This is a genomic window from Labilibaculum sp. DW002, from assembly GCF_029029525.1.
GTDB lineage: Bacteria > Bacteroidota > Bacteroidia > Bacteroidales > Marinifilaceae > Paralabilibaculum > Paralabilibaculum antarcticum.
Genome location: NZ_JAKJSC010000001.1, coordinates 1,668,971 through 1,686,085, shown reverse-complemented (window position 1 = coordinate 1,686,085; position 17,115 = coordinate 1,668,971). Strand labels below are relative to the sequence as shown.

13 protein-coding genes are annotated in these 17,115 nt (G+C 35.1%); 12 read left to right on the top strand and 1 reads right to left on the bottom strand.

Annotated features, from left to right (window positions below; translation table 11 throughout):
* Nucleotides 1-19: 19 nt before the first annotated feature.
* The 4 genes from L3049_RS06395 to L3049_RS06380 all read left to right on the top strand — a co-directional run bounded on the left by L3049_RS06395 (nt 20) and on the right by L3049_RS06380 (nt 4,063).
* A complete protein-coding gene (locus tag L3049_RS06395) occupies nt 20-1,297 on the top strand; it encodes an efflux RND transporter periplasmic adaptor subunit (RefSeq protein ID WP_275108975.1) in 1,278 nt (425 codons plus the stop codon).
* Between the two features lie 10 nt (nt 1,298-1,307).
* Entirely contained in the window at nt 1,308-1,634 is a 327-nt protein-coding gene (locus L3049_RS06390; RefSeq protein ID WP_275108974.1) for a P-II family nitrogen regulator, read from the top strand.
* Between the two features lie 95 nt (nt 1,635-1,729).
* Nucleotides 1,730-3,820 (top strand): heavy metal translocating P-type ATPase, encoded by a 2,091-nt coding sequence (locus L3049_RS06385; RefSeq protein WP_275108973.1) that lies wholly within the window; start codon nt 1,730-1,732, stop codon nt 3,818-3,820.
* 36 nt (nt 3,821-3,856) lie between these two features.
* The gene (locus L3049_RS06380; protein WP_275108972.1) at nt 3,857-4,063 is read left to right on the top strand and encodes a GDCCVxC domain-containing (seleno)protein; all 207 of its coding nucleotides are present in this window, start codon (nt 3,857-3,859) and stop codon (nt 4,061-4,063) included.
* A gap of 929 nt (nt 4,064-4,992) precedes the next feature.
* Here the strand turns inward: L3049_RS06380 and L3049_RS06375 are convergent.
* A complete protein-coding gene (locus L3049_RS06375; protein WP_275108971.1) occupies nt 4,993-5,115 on the bottom strand; it encodes a hypothetical protein in 123 nt (40 codons plus the stop codon).
* Between the two features lie 974 nt (nt 5,116-6,089).
* Between L3049_RS06375 and L3049_RS06370 the strand changes: the two genes are divergently transcribed.
* From L3049_RS06370 to L3049_RS06335, 8 genes are all read left to right on the top strand, one after another.
* Nucleotides 6,090-7,361, top strand: coding sequence for a phenylacetate--CoA ligase family protein (locus L3049_RS06370; RefSeq protein WP_275108970.1), 1,272 nt, complete (start codon nt 6,090-6,092; stop codon nt 7,359-7,361).
* A 377-nt stretch (nt 7,362-7,738) separates the two neighbouring features.
* The gene (locus tag L3049_RS06365; protein ID WP_275108969.1) at nt 7,739-10,120 is read left to right on the top strand and encodes a PAS domain-containing sensor histidine kinase; all 2,382 of its coding nucleotides are present in this window, start codon (nt 7,739-7,741) and stop codon (nt 10,118-10,120) included.
* A gap of 5 nt (nt 10,121-10,125) precedes the next feature.
* Nucleotides 10,126-11,526 carry a sigma-54-dependent transcriptional regulator gene (locus tag L3049_RS06360; protein WP_275108968.1) on the top strand — a complete coding sequence of 467 codons (1,401 nt, stop codon included), beginning with the start codon at nt 10,126-10,128 and terminating at the stop codon, nt 11,524-11,526.
* Nucleotides 11,527-11,655: 129 nt separating this feature from the next.
* Nucleotides 11,656-12,921 (top strand): hypothetical protein, encoded by a 1,266-nt coding sequence (locus tag L3049_RS06355; RefSeq protein WP_275108967.1) that lies wholly within the window; start codon nt 11,656-11,658, stop codon nt 12,919-12,921.
* A 50-nt stretch (nt 12,922-12,971) separates the two neighbouring features.
* Nucleotides 12,972-13,571 carry a carboxypeptidase regulatory-like domain-containing protein gene (locus tag L3049_RS06350; protein ID WP_275108966.1) on the top strand — a complete coding sequence of 200 codons (600 nt, stop codon included), beginning with the start codon at nt 12,972-12,974 and terminating at the stop codon, nt 13,569-13,571.
* 477 nt (nt 13,572-14,048) lie between these two features.
* The gene (locus L3049_RS06345; protein WP_275108965.1) at nt 14,049-14,615 is read left to right on the top strand and encodes a helix-turn-helix domain-containing protein; all 567 of its coding nucleotides are present in this window, start codon (nt 14,049-14,051) and stop codon (nt 14,613-14,615) included.
* Between the two features lie 95 nt (nt 14,616-14,710).
* Nucleotides 14,711-15,079 (top strand): HYC_CC_PP family protein, encoded by a 369-nt coding sequence (locus L3049_RS06340; protein ID WP_275108964.1) that lies wholly within the window; start codon nt 14,711-14,713, stop codon nt 15,077-15,079.
* 197 nt (nt 15,080-15,276) lie between these two features.
* The gene (locus L3049_RS06335; protein ID WP_275108963.1) at nt 15,277-17,103 is read left to right on the top strand and encodes an efflux RND transporter permease subunit; all 1,827 of its coding nucleotides are present in this window, start codon (nt 15,277-15,279) and stop codon (nt 17,101-17,103) included.
* The last annotated feature ends 12 nt before the right edge of the window (nt 17,104-17,115 follow it).

Here is a 17,115-nt window from a genome sequence, read left to right as displayed (position 1 = left end):
TCTATTAAACAAAAATATAATGAAAACAAAAATATTTATAGCATTTATAGCCATTGCAAGTTTGATGTCATGTAACTCAAGCAATAATAAAGGTCATGAAGGTGAAGAACATGAAGAGCATGGCGCAGAAGGTGTGGTTGTGTTAAAAAAGAACCAACGTGAAGCACTTAACCTGAAACTAGGTAGTTTCCTAATGCGGAATTTAACCACCGTGGTAAAAACCAATGGTCAACTTGAAGTTCCTCCTTCAAGCAGTGCCGATGTAACTGCAATAATTGGTGGAAATGTAAAAAGCATCAAGGTGTTTCATGGAGACAAAGTATCCAAAGGGCAACTACTAGCCGTGCTTGAACATCCTGATTATATCATTCTTCAAGAACAGTTTTCGGAAGTAGCAAACAAACTGGAATACTTGGAAAAAGAGTATGAACGTCAGCAAGAATTGTTTGAAAATAATGTTGGTGCAGGTAAAGATTACCAACAAGCAAAATCAGAATACAACACAGCTAAAGCAAAGTACGCAGGACTAAAATCTCGTTTACAAATGATAAACCTTTCTCCTGATAAAATTGAAGAAGGAATTATTTCAAATACAGTAAATATCATAGCACCCATTAATGGTTTTGTGAATGATGTTAATATTAAAGTTGGTACTTATGTTGATGCCAAAGACAAACTTTTTGCTATTACAGATAACAGTGAAATGCACGCCGATTTTATGATTTATGAGAAAGACGTTCATCTTGTAAAAGAAGGTCAAAAAGTTCATTTTACAGTTTCAAATCGTCCTGATGAAGAATTAACAGCTACTGTTTTTGCTATTGGAAAAGAGTTTGAAGCCAATTCAAGGGCAGTACATATTCATGCCGATATAAATGAAAAAGTCTCTGGTCTTATTTCTGGAATGTATATCTCAGGTCATTTACACACCGATAAGAAATATACACGCACATTACCCAATGATGCCATAGTGAAGGAAGGAACGAAATCATACATTTTTATTCAAGATAATGAAGCTCTTGAAGAACATGGGCATGATGAACACGCAGAAGAAAATGGAAATCATGTCGAAGAAGAATCACATGAAGGACATGAACATGGTGATGTTGACGATGATGATGCCAACGATGATAAAATGGCTTTTAAAATGATTGAGGTTATCACTGGGCTAAAAGATGACGGTTATACAGAAATCCACCTGATTGATTCACTACCTGAAAACACAAAAGTAGTAATGAATGCCGCATACTATTTATTGGCAGACATGGGCAAAGAAGAAACAGAACATGACCATTAAAACAAAAATTATGAAAGAAATAAAAGCATTTATACGTCCCAACAAGGTGAATGATATTTTACATCATTTGAAAGAAGCCGGGTTTGAAAATATAACCATTTCTTCAGCTGAAGGAACAGGGAAATTTCAAGACGAAAACGCATTTGTATCCCAAAAGTTTTCCGTTACTGATAGTCCCATTGCTAAAATTGAAATAGTAGTCTATGATGACAATGTGGAAAATGTTGTTTCTATTATTTCAAAATACGGTAAAACGCTCAATTCAGGAGACGGATTAATATATGTGTCTAATGTTGAAAGTGTATTCCGTGTTAAAACAGGATTTCAAACAATATAAAATACCATCCAAAAGACAGCAGGTTGCTATAAAATGTGTGCAATCTGCTGTTACACAAGTTATCGTTCATTTGAGAAAATCTGTAAAACAATGGTATGAAAAAATATATATTAGAAAACCTTGATTGTGCTTCTTGTGCTGCGAAAATAGAACGCAACCTAGCAAACCTGGAGGAAGTAAATTTTGTGAATATCAATTTTGTCAACTCTTCCCTGACAATAGATACAAACAATCTTGAAAAAGTTAAAAGTAAAATTAAAGAGATTGAGCCAGAAGTCGAAATCAGGGAAAACGATAATGAGATAAAAGTTGTTTCAACAAGCGAGCTTTCAGAAAACAAATGGGCTATAATTAAAGCGGTTTCAGGTATTCTTCTGCTGTTTGTAGGGCTGTTATTTGAGGAAGAAATACACAATACTCCTTACCAAATTGTGGAGTATCTCATATTCGTAACAGCTTATTTGATTGTGGGGTGGAAAGTTATTGCATTAGCTGTGAAAAATATCCTCAGAGGACAGGTTTTTAACGAGCATTTTTTAATGACTATTGCAACCCTAGGTGCTTTTGCTATAGATGAAATGCCTGAAGCTGTGGCCGTCATGCTGTTTTATGTGGTGGGTGAATTGTTTCAGGACATTGCGGTGAATCGGTCCCGAAGATCAATAAAATCCCTTCTTGAAATAAAACCGGATTTCGCGAATCTTAAATTAAATGGAGACATCAAAAAGGTATCTCCGGAAAATGTGAAAGTTGCTACCCTTATAATTGTAAAAGCGGGTGAGAAAATTCCATTGGACGGATTTGTAGTCGAAGGAGATTCCTTTGTTGATACTTCAGCACTTACCGGAGAAAGTGTCCCACGAAAAGTAAAACTAAACGATGAAGTATTAGCGGGCATGATCAATCAATCCGGATTAATTACCGTAAAAGTTTCAAGACCTTTCGGGGAATCTTCCATCTCTAAAATTCTTGAGATGGTTGAAAATGCAACTTCCAAGAAGGCGGAGACCGAAAAGTTTATTACTACATTTGCTAAATACTACACCCCGGTAATTGTGATTTGTGCCTTTCTGCTTGCTGTTGTACCTCCTCTTTTAATAAGTGGAGCAACTTATAGTGATTGGATATACAGGGCATTGGTGGTATTAGTTATTTCTTGTCCCTGTGCACTTGTAATCAGTATTCCGCTTGGTTACTTTGGTGGTATTGGTGGGGCTTCCCGAAGGGGTGTTTTAGTGAAAGGGTCCAACTTTCTGGATGCACTAACGCAAGTGAAAACGGTGGTGTTTGATAAAACAGGAACATTAACCAAAGGCGAATTCAAGGTTGCAAGCATATCTCCTTCAAACGGTTTCGATGAAGAAACAATACTAGAATATGCAGCCTATGCTGAATACAATTCAAATCACCCAATAGCTAAATCAATTATAGATGCGTTTGGCAATAAGTCAGATCATGCACGAATTAAACATGTCGAAGAAATTTCAGGACATGGGATTAAAGCTGTTATTGACAGTAAAACAATACTTGCAGGCAATGACAAACTTTTGCATAAAGAAAATATAGAGCATCCTGTTTGCAATGTCGAAGGAACTGTCGTACATATAGCTATTGATTCTATCTATGCCGGGTATATAATTATTTCGGATACCCTGAAAGATGATGCCATTGAAGCAATAGAAAAATTAAAAGCAAAAAATATCCAAACGGTAATGCTAACAGGCGATAACAAATTTGCCGCAGCAGCTTTTGCCAAAAAATTAAAGATTGACAAATACTATTATGAACTATTGCCCGAAGATAAGGTTAAGCATATTGAGATTTTAATCGAGGAGAACAAGAGAGGAAAAGTTGCTTTTGTAGGCGATGGGATAAACGATGCCCCTGTACTTACTCGTTCTGATGTAGGAATTGCCATGGGTGCCCTCGGTTCTGATGCTGCAATTGAAACCGCCGATGTTGTTTTAATGACGGACTCTCCTTCAAAAGTTGTTACTGCAATAGATGTAGCCACCAGGACCAGAAAAATTGTTTGGCAGAACATCATCTTTGCATTGGGGGTTAAGCTTGCCTTTATCGTCCTGGGTGTATTCGGAATTGCCACCATGTGGGAAGCGGTATTCGGAGATATGGGGGTAGCGTTGATCGCGATATTAAATGCTACACGCGTTCTAAAAGGGAAGTAACAGAAGTTTTTGCATTAACATAAATAGTAAATAAATATGAAGATAATATCAAAATCGGTGATTACCTGTCCTGATTGTGGATATAAAAAAGAAGAACCCATGCCATCAGATTCATGTCAGTTCTTTTATGAATGTGAAAATTGCCATGTAATTTTAAAACCAAAGCATGGTGATTGTTGCGTGTATTGTTCTTATGGAACGGTGAAATGTCCATCGATTCAGAAAGGTAAAAACTGTTGTTAAGTCTTAAGTTCGTTGTATGAACTTTTATATATAATTTCATTCCATTATTATTAATTCTATCACTTTTTTTTTACGAATTTAACAATGAAGCGGTAAGGAATTGAAAAATATCAATAAAGAAATGGAGTGTTATCATAAAGATTGCTCAAAGAATTGTCAACCCAGTTTGCCCACAGGGCATTTTGTCCAGCCCACAAAAAAATAAAATAAATTTGTGCTTCGTGGATAGGTTTGTGCAGTTTGAAAAGGCATTATTGAGTATTTAAGTGATTGATTAACAGCGCATGGAGATGAACGCCCAGTTGCTAATAAAGAACTAAGGTAAAACATAACCTCTTTGTAACTTGAAAGATAAGTGCTTCGAAATCGCCTACTTTTCAAATACCAACCGTTGAAAATACTTAACCACCTAAAACTTAGTGGAGGACAAATAAGGGGGACATTAAAACGCTAAACCACCACTAAGTTATTAGTGTTCAAGTTTTAATGTTTTTCGTTTTGGGTTCTGCTGGGGCCACATATATGTTTTGACCCCTGATATCCTAGAGTTTTATTCTATTCTTGAACTTTCCATTTATTATAAAGGTGTAAAAAATTTACTTGAGATGGAGAGGGATATGAATACTACAATAGCAGAATTGAATCAATATCTGTAATATTATTTAAAGAAATGGTAAATATATTTCTGTTGACTTTCCATTATAAATATACGATAATTTCGAGCGAGAAGATCAACTCTTCCTAAATACTTCCCATCGCACATTTTATCCTTACATGATGCTATCGATTTGTGTATGTTGTTAGGAATAGTGTGTTTGTAAAATACATGCAAGCCACCCCTGGTTTCATTGAGGAACAACAATTCATGTTCTTAGTGATAATTCATCAAGGATTCTTTCATGTAATTTAGAATATAATGTATGGTTTGTCTATCTCTTCTCAGCCAAAACATCAATTAGGATCTTTTTAGAATCACAGTACTTCAATATTTCGAACCGTTGATTTTCGTCTGATTGTTTGTCCATACTTATTCTTAAATAGACGTAATTCATATTAAAATTGTTTTGCTTAATTGTAATTTAATACATGCAAAATATGATATGTAAAAGATTCCTGTAAATTAACGTAATAAAATTCGATGCATACCTGTAATTCCTTTACTTAAACCTAAGTAAACTAACTCGATCTCTGGTTTCCAACATGATCTCACCTAAATCACTCTTACGATACAGGACATGTGATTTACCTTTCCTGTTCGACTATTTTGTCCGGAAATATTCCATTCGGCAGGATAAAGAAATCACCGAAATTTCCAGTGTGTGTGTAACTTCATATACAAGCATAACTATTCCCTTAGGTTTGCATAGCCAAGGTTAATACCATGGAAATTTTTGAAAGCCAATGCCTTCATCACTTACTGAAAGTTGCCCATGGCAAAATTTCTAAAGTGACAAGGGGTACAGGCGGTGATAGAGGATCCATTCTCAGAATGCTGCTAAAAACAATATTAATCTGAGCCAATGCAAAGAAAAATGAGACATAAAATGGTCTATACTGCGACACCACATGTCTCATTTTGTTATAATATAAAGGGTACATAAAACGGAAGATGATCCTGTATCTATGATGTATAATGCAACACAGCAGTTTATAGTTTTCTTGGCACATTTATTGATTTTATACTTTCGCTAAAATAAAGAGAACTATGGAATCATAATTTGTAGTGTATATTTTTCTACTTGGTATTCTGTTACCAAAAAGGGGAGAAACAATTTCTTTTTTCCAGAAAATACAAAATAAGTTATAGTACCTGTCATTCTGTGTACTCAATATGAATACATTTTGTAGAAGCTTTCTGTATGAAGATGAAATTTTCTTCAAGCTCTCTAAAAGAAAGCGTGAAGAGCTACAAAAAATGCGTGAGTTTTCTTCATGTGAGATTCGACTAATTTACTTTTTGGGTACGAACTAACATGAAAGAAAAATTGACATATTATAATTAATTATTGCTTATAAGATATCGGCTATGACATATCGTTATATAAAAGATTTAATAACGCGTAAGATAAAATTTGGCAATGGTTTTGAAAAAGAACTTCAACGAATAATTGAATTAAATAATTGTTCAAAAGAGGAGCTTTATGAACTCAAAAACCTGGAATTTGTCAAGCAATATCGAAATGCGTTCGAGAATTCTGCTTTTTACAAGGATTTTTATCAAAAGCATGGCTTAGGTCTACAATCAATTCGAGATTTATTGGATATCTCAAAAATACCTATAGTAACCAAATCAGATGTGAAGGAGTTTGGTGAAGATTTTCTTACTAAATCTAAGTTTACCTCTTTTAAAGCATATTCAAGCGGCACATCCGGAACACCTCTTAAGGTTTATCGTGATTTTGCTTCCACAATAAAAGAAAATGCATATGTTCATTTTTTTCAAAACATGCACGGATATAAGTTAGGTGATCCGGTAGTCTCACTACGAGGTAATCTAGATCGCAAAATTTTATCATATCACGATAAAATCAATAATGTACTGTATATGTCAAGCTTTCATTTGAAAAAAGACAGGATAGATGAATATTATAAAATTATAAAAGAATTTCAGCCGAAAGTGATAAGAGCATATCCAAGTTCCATGCACATATTGGCAACCGAGCTCTATAAATCGGGGAAGGAATTGCGTATTCCTATAGCATTTACATCATCAGAAGTATTGCATAATTTTCAAAAAGAAATCATTGAAAAAGTACTGAACACCAAAATTTTTGACTGGTATGGCAATGCCGAAAGAACAGTTGCTTTAGGTCAGTGTCAAGATTCCTTGTATCGGGAGCTTCCATTATATTCTCATGTTGAAGTTGAAAATAATCATTTAATTACTACAAGCTTAATTAATTCGGCTTTTCCTTTAATTCGCTATAAGGTAGATGATATTATTAAATTAGCCCCTAATTGTAAAGAGGAATTTATAGTACAGGCAATTGAAGGACGAGATGACGATTACATTGTTCTGAAAAATGGTCATCGAATTGGACGATTGGATTTGGCCTTTAAGAAAATAAAAAGACTATTGGCAGCGCAAATTATACAGAAGCGGAAGGATGAAATCCTTGTGAATCTGATTCCTGACAAGGGTTTTTCTAGAGCAGATTTAAATGCAATTGAAAAGAACCTTCGGGATCTTATAGGAATAGAGTGTGGTATACTCTTTGAAAATATAGAATCTAACCAATTGATTAGAACAAAAAAGGGTAAATTCAACTTGGTAATATCGAAAATGAATGGAATGTGAACACGATTTTGGTAAAATTATGGATGCTAATAAAGTCTTGTAAACAGTATTTTCTGTCTTTTTTAGGATTAAATTTTGCAACCAATTTCCGCGATGTATTAGCTATCTCATGTTTAAATTGCGAAAGTCAATCGAAACAGAAATAGGTGATTTATTATGAACACACAACATTTATTTTTTAGTTAGCAAGGCTGTAAAAGCGATTTTTGCATGTGTTAAAATATTATATTTTTTTGTGTAAAAGTAGCTTTGAGAAGAAAAAGGCTCACCTTTTCAGTAAGTATCAAAATGATAATGTTTTGAAGTTTCCAACTGCGGGATTAATATTTTCAATATCTGTATGATTTTCGTACTTTTAGTTGAAGAAAGCATCGTGCATGATTAATTTTAATAAAATACTCCATATCAATATTCGGGACAAATTTGTTGTAGCATTTATTACTTTATCATTGTTGCCAATTATTATCTTTGGTATCTGGGGAATTCATTCCAATCTTCGATTGCAACGAGAAATTGCAACGAATGATCTTAACAATGAATTGAAAGAGATTAAGGGTGAGTTGGAGCATTTTTTTTATGGTTTGGAAGAGAATATATACTTTTTAACTGCTTCGAATGCATTTGAAACCTTTACTCAGCAATACAATAGGGAGAAAGGCGTCCAACGACATGAATTGGTAAAATCATTACTTCCGGAGGTACTAACTTTTACCCGACAAAAAGATATGTTCTATCAAATTAAACTGATAGATTTTGAGGGAGAAGAATTGTTTCAGGTAGTCCAGCAAAATGCGTCATATCATCTTGTTCCGCCTATTGATCTCAACCAGGGAGGGAGCAGGTATTACCTCTATGTCGCCCAACAGATTGAACCCAATACGGCGACCTTTAGTCCTGCAGAAATAATTCCTATAAAAAGTTCGACACCTATTCAAACCATTTGCTGTATTTACCATATTCAGCAATCGGATTTCAATGGAGCACTAATTATCCATATCAAGGCCGATAGCTTTTATAGAATCATAGAGAGTTCAAAAAACCTTTTCCCACGGAAAATAATGTTGGTAGATGATCATGGGTATTACGTCTATCATTCAGATTATAAGGATTCTTGGAATAAGCTTTCTGCTTTTAAAGAACAATCAAATCTTAAAGTTGATTATGGGCAGAATTTTACTAAGAAAATATTTTTAAACGTTCAAGATAGCATTTTTGATTTCGACTCCATACTTGTGGGGAGTGCTCGCGTATTTGAAACAGATTCAGAGTTTGAGCAAAAATACAACCTTCTGATTGCAATCTCAAAGAACGTGATTTTTTCAGAAATCAGATCTCAGTTTTTCCTCTTTGCTTCTCTTCTTAGTGGATTTGTGCTCATTTCCTTTCTTTTGGCGTTATTAGCCACGAAGCAGTTTGTGCACCCAATCAGAAATTTAATAGAAAAAGCTAAATTCATTTCTAGGGGCAATTATTCCTCACGTGTCGAGGTTGAAACACACGATGAGATAGCGGATTTGGCAAGGCAATTCAATGTGATGGCCCAATCCTTGGAGAAAAGAGAGATAGAGATTAGTATGCATCAGGATATGCTCAAAAAGAAAGTGAAATTGCGAACCTCCGAACTTGAAACAGAAAAGAATAAGTTACAGACAATTCTCGATAATATTCCTAATGGAATTCTTATGCTAGATAAAAATGGATTCATACTTTCAGCCAGTTCTGTGCTAACTACAATTCTGGATCAACCTATAAACGGTCTGGTGGGTACGGAATATTGTGATGCTATCGATTGTCATCAAGATTTGGAAAGTGGTATGCTGAACCAACTTTTTCAAACTGGTGAATTTAAGACTGCAGCCTGGGTTCACCCAAAAGATAATGGTGAAAAAAAATACCTCGAACATGTTTTGATCCCTATTTATAAAAACGGAATAGGGGAGAGTGTTTTGGCAATAATTACGGATAACACCAGAAAGAAAAATCTTCAAGACAAATTGATTAAAAGTGAGAAATTTGCCGTTACAGGTGAGTTAGCTGTCGTAATTGCCCATGAGGTAAGAAACTCTCTTACTTCTGTAAGCATGATTTTACAGTTGATCCAAAGAAATGAAGAGCTTAAGGATACAGAATCCGTTGAAGTAGCCCTTGACTCCACAAAAAAATTGGAGAGTGTTGTAAATAATTTGTTGGTTTTTGCTCGTCCTCCATTGCCAATGAAAGAAAAACGGGATATTAATCAAATACTTGATTTTTGTGTAAAATTTGTTCGTCATCAAATGCAAAAAGATAAAGCTGAAATTCAAATTCATTTGGATGAACAACTCCCATCTTTGAATGTGGATGAAAATCAGGTAAAAGAGGCCATAATTAATTTGATTTTAAATGGATTTCAGGCAATTGAAAACAGTGGTATCATTAGGGTGATTTCGCGTAAAGAAAAGCTACAGGAACAGATGATGGACTTACAGGAAATAAATATCCACGATGAAAGAGATTTCAGAGTAGAGGTAAATGAAATTCTTATTTCCAAGGGAGAAGAAGTAATTTGTATAGAGGTAGAGGATAATGGAGTAGGGATTCCTCAGGAACTTATCGATAGAATTTTTGATCCCTTTTTTACCACTAAAAGAAATGGGACAGGTCTAGGATTGCCACAAGTAAAAAGAGTTGCCAATCAACATGGCGGGGTACTTAGGGTTCGTTCTGAGTATTCTAAGGGCACCTGTTTTTCAATTTATTTACCCATTTTTAAAAAATAAGAGCAATGAAACTTAAAGGGAAATCTATATTAATTGCTGATGACGATAAAAATATTCGCTATGCGTTTAAAAAAACTTTTGAGACGCAATCCGCTATTGTTCATCAGGCTGGAACAGGAAAAGAGGCTCTTACCATGATTGAGAATGAAAATCCGGACCTGATCTTTTTAGATGTTGATATGCCAGAATTGAATGGTCTTGAGGTGATTCGACTTTTAAAACAAAACAACATCACGATACCCATAGTGGTAATTACTGGTTGTGGGACTATGAATACAGCCATAAAATCCATACAGTTAGGAGCATACGAATACCTGACAAAACCTCTTGATATCGATAAGATTTTTGTTATTACGCAAAGAGCTATCGAGATGGTTTCTCTTAGAAAAAAAATTAAGGAACTAGAGAGCCAACAACCTGGTAAAGTCAATGACCGGGAACTCATTGGTCAACATTCTGGTATGCATGAAGTATTTAAAGTGATTGGAGCAGTTACCACTGCACCCAATACACTTAATGTATTAGTTACCGGTGAGAGTGGCACAGGAAAGGAGTTGGTTGCACGCGCAATTCATAACAATGGGAGCCATAAAGATCAACCTTTTGTTGGAGTTAATTGTTCAGTTTTCTCGGAAAGTCTGTTGGAAAGTGAACTCTTCGGCTATGAAAAGGGTGCGTTCACTGGAGCCGTAGAAAGAAGAATAGGTAAGTTGGAAGCGGCAGGCTCAGGCACAATATTTTTGGATGAAATCAGTGAGATAACGAAAGAGTTGCAGGTTAAACTTTTAAGGGTATTGCAGGAACGAGAATTCTATCGAGTTGGTGGCAACCAGCTAATCCAAGTAAAAACACGTTTCATAGCTTCTTCCAATAGAAATCTCGAACACGAAGTTGCAAAAGGGAATTTCAGAAAGGATTTGTTCTACAGGTTGAATGTAATGTATATTAATGTTCCTCCATTACGAGACAGGGCATCTGATATTCCTCTCCTTTTTGACTATTTTATACGAAAATATTCCACACGACAGAATAAGGAAATCACCGGAATTTCTAGTGATGTATATGATTTCATATACAAGCACAACTATCCGGGTAATGTTCGTGAGCTTGAAAATATTGCTGAACGGGCAGTTGTAATGACAAAAGGAGAGGTAATTGAGAAATCAGTTTTGAATTCTTATTATTCTGTAAAAGAGGAGTGCCAGTTGGAATTTCCCTCCTTGGTTTTAAGTGAAGCCAGGAAAAATACCATTGAAATGTTTGAAAAGCAATTCCTCCATCGTTTACTCGAAGCTGCCTATGGTAAAATTTCTGAAGCAGCAAGAATTGCAGGCGTTGATAGAAGGACCATTCACAGAATGCTGAAAAAAAATGATATTAATCCAAACGAATACAAAGAAAAGTGAGATGTGAAATGATCCATTTTTTTTAATAAAAAAAGTGTAAAAATAGTAAACTGATCCTGTATCCGACATGTATAGTGCATTACATTGTGTTCGCGTTACATTATATAGAAATCTGCAAATTAAAGGATTATGAAGATAAAATTTGTTACACTATTGCTGATGCTAGCCAGTATTCTGTTACCAGAAAAAGGAGAGGCAATACCTTCTTTTTCCAGAAAATATAAAACAAGTTGTATCACTTGTCACTCAGTTTATCCTAAACTAACACCTTTTGGCGAAACTTTCCGAATGAATGGTTATCAGTTTCCAAAAGGAGAACAAGAAAATATTAAGGAAGAAAGGGTAATTCTTGGAGCCGAATCATATAAAAAAATATGGCCTGATGCAGTATGGCCCAATTCGATTCCAGCTAAATCACCAATTTCGTTAAGAGGAAAAACCTCATTCGATGGAATGCGTGACGAAACTGGAGATATAGTATCTGAATTTGGTTTACCTAGCCTTCAATTCCTGGCGGCAAATACTATGGGTAAAGACATCTCATTATTTTTAGGGGCTCATTTGTACGAAGATGGAAAAACCGGGAATATCGATCGTTTTTTTATTCGGTTTAGTAACTTGCTTAATGGCTTTTTACCCGAAAAGGCACTATCAGTTAGAGTTGGTCAGTTTATTCCAGAAATGGTTCCCTTTAGTTCAAACCATAGAGGTCTCACCCAGACTACTTATGCTTTTAACACATATGCCCCTTCGCAGGGAAATGAGTTTGTTGGAGCCTATATCCATGAACAAGTGCCTTTCGGCATTGAGAATTTTCAATTGGGTATGGAATTTAGTGGATTACTTACCCCTCGTGTGAGATATGTCGGGGGAATTATTAATGGAAGTGGTGTGCAGCATGATGTTAATAATGAGAGGGATTTCTATAGTCGCTTGAGTTATAAAATAGGTGGAATGGCGTTTGATGGGAGTGTAAAAGAGAGTGTTCCAATCGATAAGGAGATTTCCTTAACCCTTGGAACCTTTGCTTACAGGGGGAGTGGAACTATTAGCGATACGATTGGTTTTAACTTTCATCGTATTGGAGTTGATTTCAATATCATTATCAATCAGTTCAATTTGATTGGAGGAGTAATTGGCGGAAAGGATGGAGGAGAATTGACAACGAAATACAATCTCTTTTTTGGGGAGGCTAGTTACATGTTCTATCCTTGGTTAATTGGTCTTGTTCGATATGAACAGGCTAATCCAAATGAAGGGAGTTCTATAAAAAGGGTCGTTCCGCATGTAAGTGCGCTGGTGGTAGCCAATGTAAAGTTCTTTATGGAAACTAGTTTGGATCCCGATGATCAAGAGCTTGATTATTTTGCTCTTGGATTGGATTTTGCCTTTTGATTAATATTCTGTAGATACCTTAAAACATGCGTAACCAATAAATTTTAAAAATGAAAATATTAAAAAGAATCTGTTTGTTTATAGCTGTCTTATTTTTGCCTGGCCTTTTGGCTTCTCAAACTATTATTGGGGAAGTAAAGACAGACCCAGGTAAAGAGAAATATAAAATTAATACAGTTGTCTACATTGAGAATGTAGATACTCATTTTGATCTGCCGGAAGAAAATCCAGTAATGAACCAAAAGGAATTACAATTTTTACCCAAAATTCTCCCAATAGTGGTAGGCTCTACTGTTGATTTTTTGAACAGCGACGATGTATTACACAATGTGTTCTCACCTGATTCTTGTGTCAATAAATTCAATCTGGGGACATGGAAGAAAGGTGAAGTACGATCTGTGAAATATGATAAAATTGAGTGCGTTTCTGTCCTCCTTTGCAATGTTCACCCGGAAATGGAGGCCTATGTAATTGTATTGCAGAATCCTTTTTTTGCCATTACCAACGAGGAGGGTGAGTTTATTATTGAGAATGTACCCCCTGGTGTATACAACTTAAAAGTGTGGAACGAAAAACTTAATGCCAAAGTAAAACAAATAACGGTCGGTGAGATTGAAGAAGTAATCGTGAATTTTCATTTGAAAAGATAAAAATTAGGATAGAATTGTAAAGGTTTGATGCAAACTATTTTATTTTGAACAATATTTTAAATATAAAACATTAGGAGAATCACTTTTGAAACACCTCTAATTGTCAGAAATACAAATATCTAAACGGGTACATCAGATGTATGAATAGGATACAAAATATCTAAAATGAATCGCAAGTGAAAAACAGATAATTATAGGCTGTGTTGTAAATTATTGACTTTTTGTTTTTATTGCCATCAAACTACTATGTAAAGAATTAATTTTAATGCAATCCTTCTATCTTATTTATGTTGGCTTAATTCTTTGATTAAAGAATTTGTTCAGCTTTTCTTAATTTTTAAATCGCAATAATATTTTATGGGTAGAATATTTAGAGTTAAACCTTGTAATAAATATAAGATAGAATTAACTCCTTTGAGTTGATCCGAATAATTATTTAAAAATAGATTTGAAAAGTTTTTTCTTACTTTAGATTTTATGAAACAAATTAGTATTAAGAACATGGTGTGCCCTCGATGCATAACTGCGGTAAAAGATGTTCTCGAAAAATTGAATATTCAGTATCTTAAGATTGAACTTGGTACTGTTCTTTTTAAGAATACAATAAACGAATTAGAGCACAATGATCTTAAAATGGCATTAAAGGAGATGGGATTTGAGTTTTTGAACGATAAAAAAGCCCAATTAATTGAGCAGATAAAGAATGAAATAATAAAAGTTGTACATCATAGGGAAAGCTCAGAACAAATTGGAAATATTACTAATCACCTCTCAAATGCCATTGGGAGGAGTTATTCTTCTTTAAGTAAGTTGTTCTCAGAAATTGAAGGAACCACAATTGAAAAGTATCTAATTCTTCAAAAAATAGAGAAAGCGAAGGAATTACTTTTCTATGAAGAATTAAGTATTAGTGAAATTGCTTATCAATTAAATTACAGTTCTAGTCAGCATTTTTCCAAGCAATTCAAGTCCATAACTGGATTGACACCTAGTGAGTTCAGTGATAATAAAAAAACAGGTAGAAATCCAATTAATGAAATTTAAAATTCTTCGACACTTGAAATTATGCACATCTTTTTTAAAATTGTACACACCCCTTGTGTAAACTATTTTTAAATTTGCCTTATAAATTATCTCAAATGCTAAAAAGATTCGGTCATACATTATTAGCTCTGGTAATATTTGTTGTAACAACAGGTGTTACTATCTCCACGCATTATTGTGGTGGTAATGTAAAAGATGTGTCTTTTTTATCAGTAACTCAATCTTGTTGTGAAAATCCTGAAGGATGTTGCCATGACGAGGCTTATACGATTAAAATTGAAAATGATTTTTCAATTTCATCATATACCTTTGATTTTACTCAATTTGAAATTGTATTGCCAATTTTAATTGAGCTGATTAAGGTAGAAGATCCAATTATGGCTAAAGTGTATTCCTTGAGAAACACAATGCCACCTCCCAAAATTCAAACCGTACTTTCAAGTTTGCAGACTTACAGATTATGATTTGTAACTTATCTTTATAAGATGCGTTAAGACAACTATGCCTTATAGTTTCTGACATGTCAGGTAATTTATAGTTGAGTAATAAAATCATAATTGAATAACTATGCTGAATAAATTTATCCGTTTTTTCCTTGAGAATAAACTGGTTACTTTTTTGGTGCTAATTTTCATATCATGGGGTGTTATCAATTCACCTTTTGGATGGGATACTAGGTATTTTACCAAAAGATCCAGTACCTGTTGATGCTATTCCTGATATTGGAGAAAATCAACAAATTGTATATACTGAATGGCCAGGCCGTTCGCCTCAAGATATCGAAGATCAGATATCTTATCCATTAACAACTTCACTATTGGGAATACCTGGTGTGAAAACCATTCGTAGTAACTCCATTTTTGGTCTGTCGAGTATCTATATCATATTCGATGAGGAAGTGGAGTTTTATTGGAGTAGAACTCGAATTTTAGAGAAATTAAACTCGCTTCAATCAGGTACTTTGCCAGACGATGTCGCTCCAGCTTTAGGTCCTGATGCCACAGCTTTGGGCCAGATTTACTGGTATACTCTCGAAGGTCGAGATAAAGAGGGAAATCCTGCTGGTGGTTGGGATCCGCATGAACTAAGAAGTCTTCAGGACTTTCAAGTTCGTTATGCCCTAACAGCTGCAGAAGGTGTTGCCGAAGTGGCATCAATTGGTGGTTTTGTAAAGGAATATCAAATTGATATAGATCCTCATGCCATGAGAGCACACGGTGTGAATGTGGCTCAGATTATGGCTGCTGTAAAAAACAGTAACCTTGATGTTGGTGCTCGTACCCTTGAGTTCAATCGCGTGGAATACCTGGTGAGAGCCTTGGGCTATATAAAAAATCTAGAAGATCTTGAAAAGTCAGTTGTAACAGTTCGTAATAATGTGCCGATACGATTGAAGGATATCGCTAAAATCAATTTTGGTCCTGCAACGCGTCGTGGTGGTCTTGATAAAGGTGGAGCGGAAGCCGTTGGTGGTGTGGTTGTGGCTCGTTATGGTGCCAATCCTTTGGAGGCAATTGATAATTTAAAAGCGAAGATTGCAGAAATTACTCCAGGTCTACCTACTAAGACCTTAGATGATGGGACAGTTTCGAAAGTAACAATAGTACCTTTCTACGATCGCACCGGACTAATTAAAGAAACACTGGGAACCCTTGAAGAGGCTATATCCTTAGAGGTTTTGATTAGTATCCTGATTGTGATTGTTTTGGTGATGAATCTGAGGGCTTCATTTCTTATATCTTCTTTATTGCCATTAGGGGTTTTAATCACCTTTATTACCATGCGTCAGTTTGGTGTCGATGCCAATATTGTGGCCCTTTCAGGTATTGCTATTGCGATTGGTGTCATGGTGGATGTGGGGATTGTTTTTACGGAGAATATCATTCGGCATGCCGAAGCGGTTGAAAATATTGGAGCTAAAGGCAAAAAACTTTTGGAAATTATTTATACCGCTACAACTGAAGTTGCAGGTGCAGTTATGACAGCCTTAACAACTACTATAGTAAGTTTTCTGCCTGTATTTGCAATGGAGGCAGCCGAAGGAAAACTCTTTAGACCACTTGCTTTTACAAAAACTTTTACCATGCTTGCGGCCCTTTTGATTGGACTTATTATTATTCCAACTCTGGCTCACCTGATTTTTTCAATTCGTTTTGATAAAAACAAATATTCTAAAATTTGGAATAGCCTGATTATTGTGGCAGGTATCGTCTTGTCTATTGTTTCAGGGAACTATATCGCGTTGGCTTTGGTTGCTTATGGTTTAAATGGTTTGTTTGCGGATAAGTGGAGTGAGTCGAAAAAATCATGGGTGAATCTAATCAATATCGCAATTACGGTTGTGGTAGTAGTCTTTTTCCTAACAAAGGCCTGGTTGCCTTTAGGAGCACAAAATAGCTTGTTTGCAAACTTCTTATTTGTAATCGCCTTAGTGTCAATAGTTTTAGGAGCGTTGTCGCTCGTGGTTATTTCTACCCAAGAATTTTAAATTGGTGTTTGA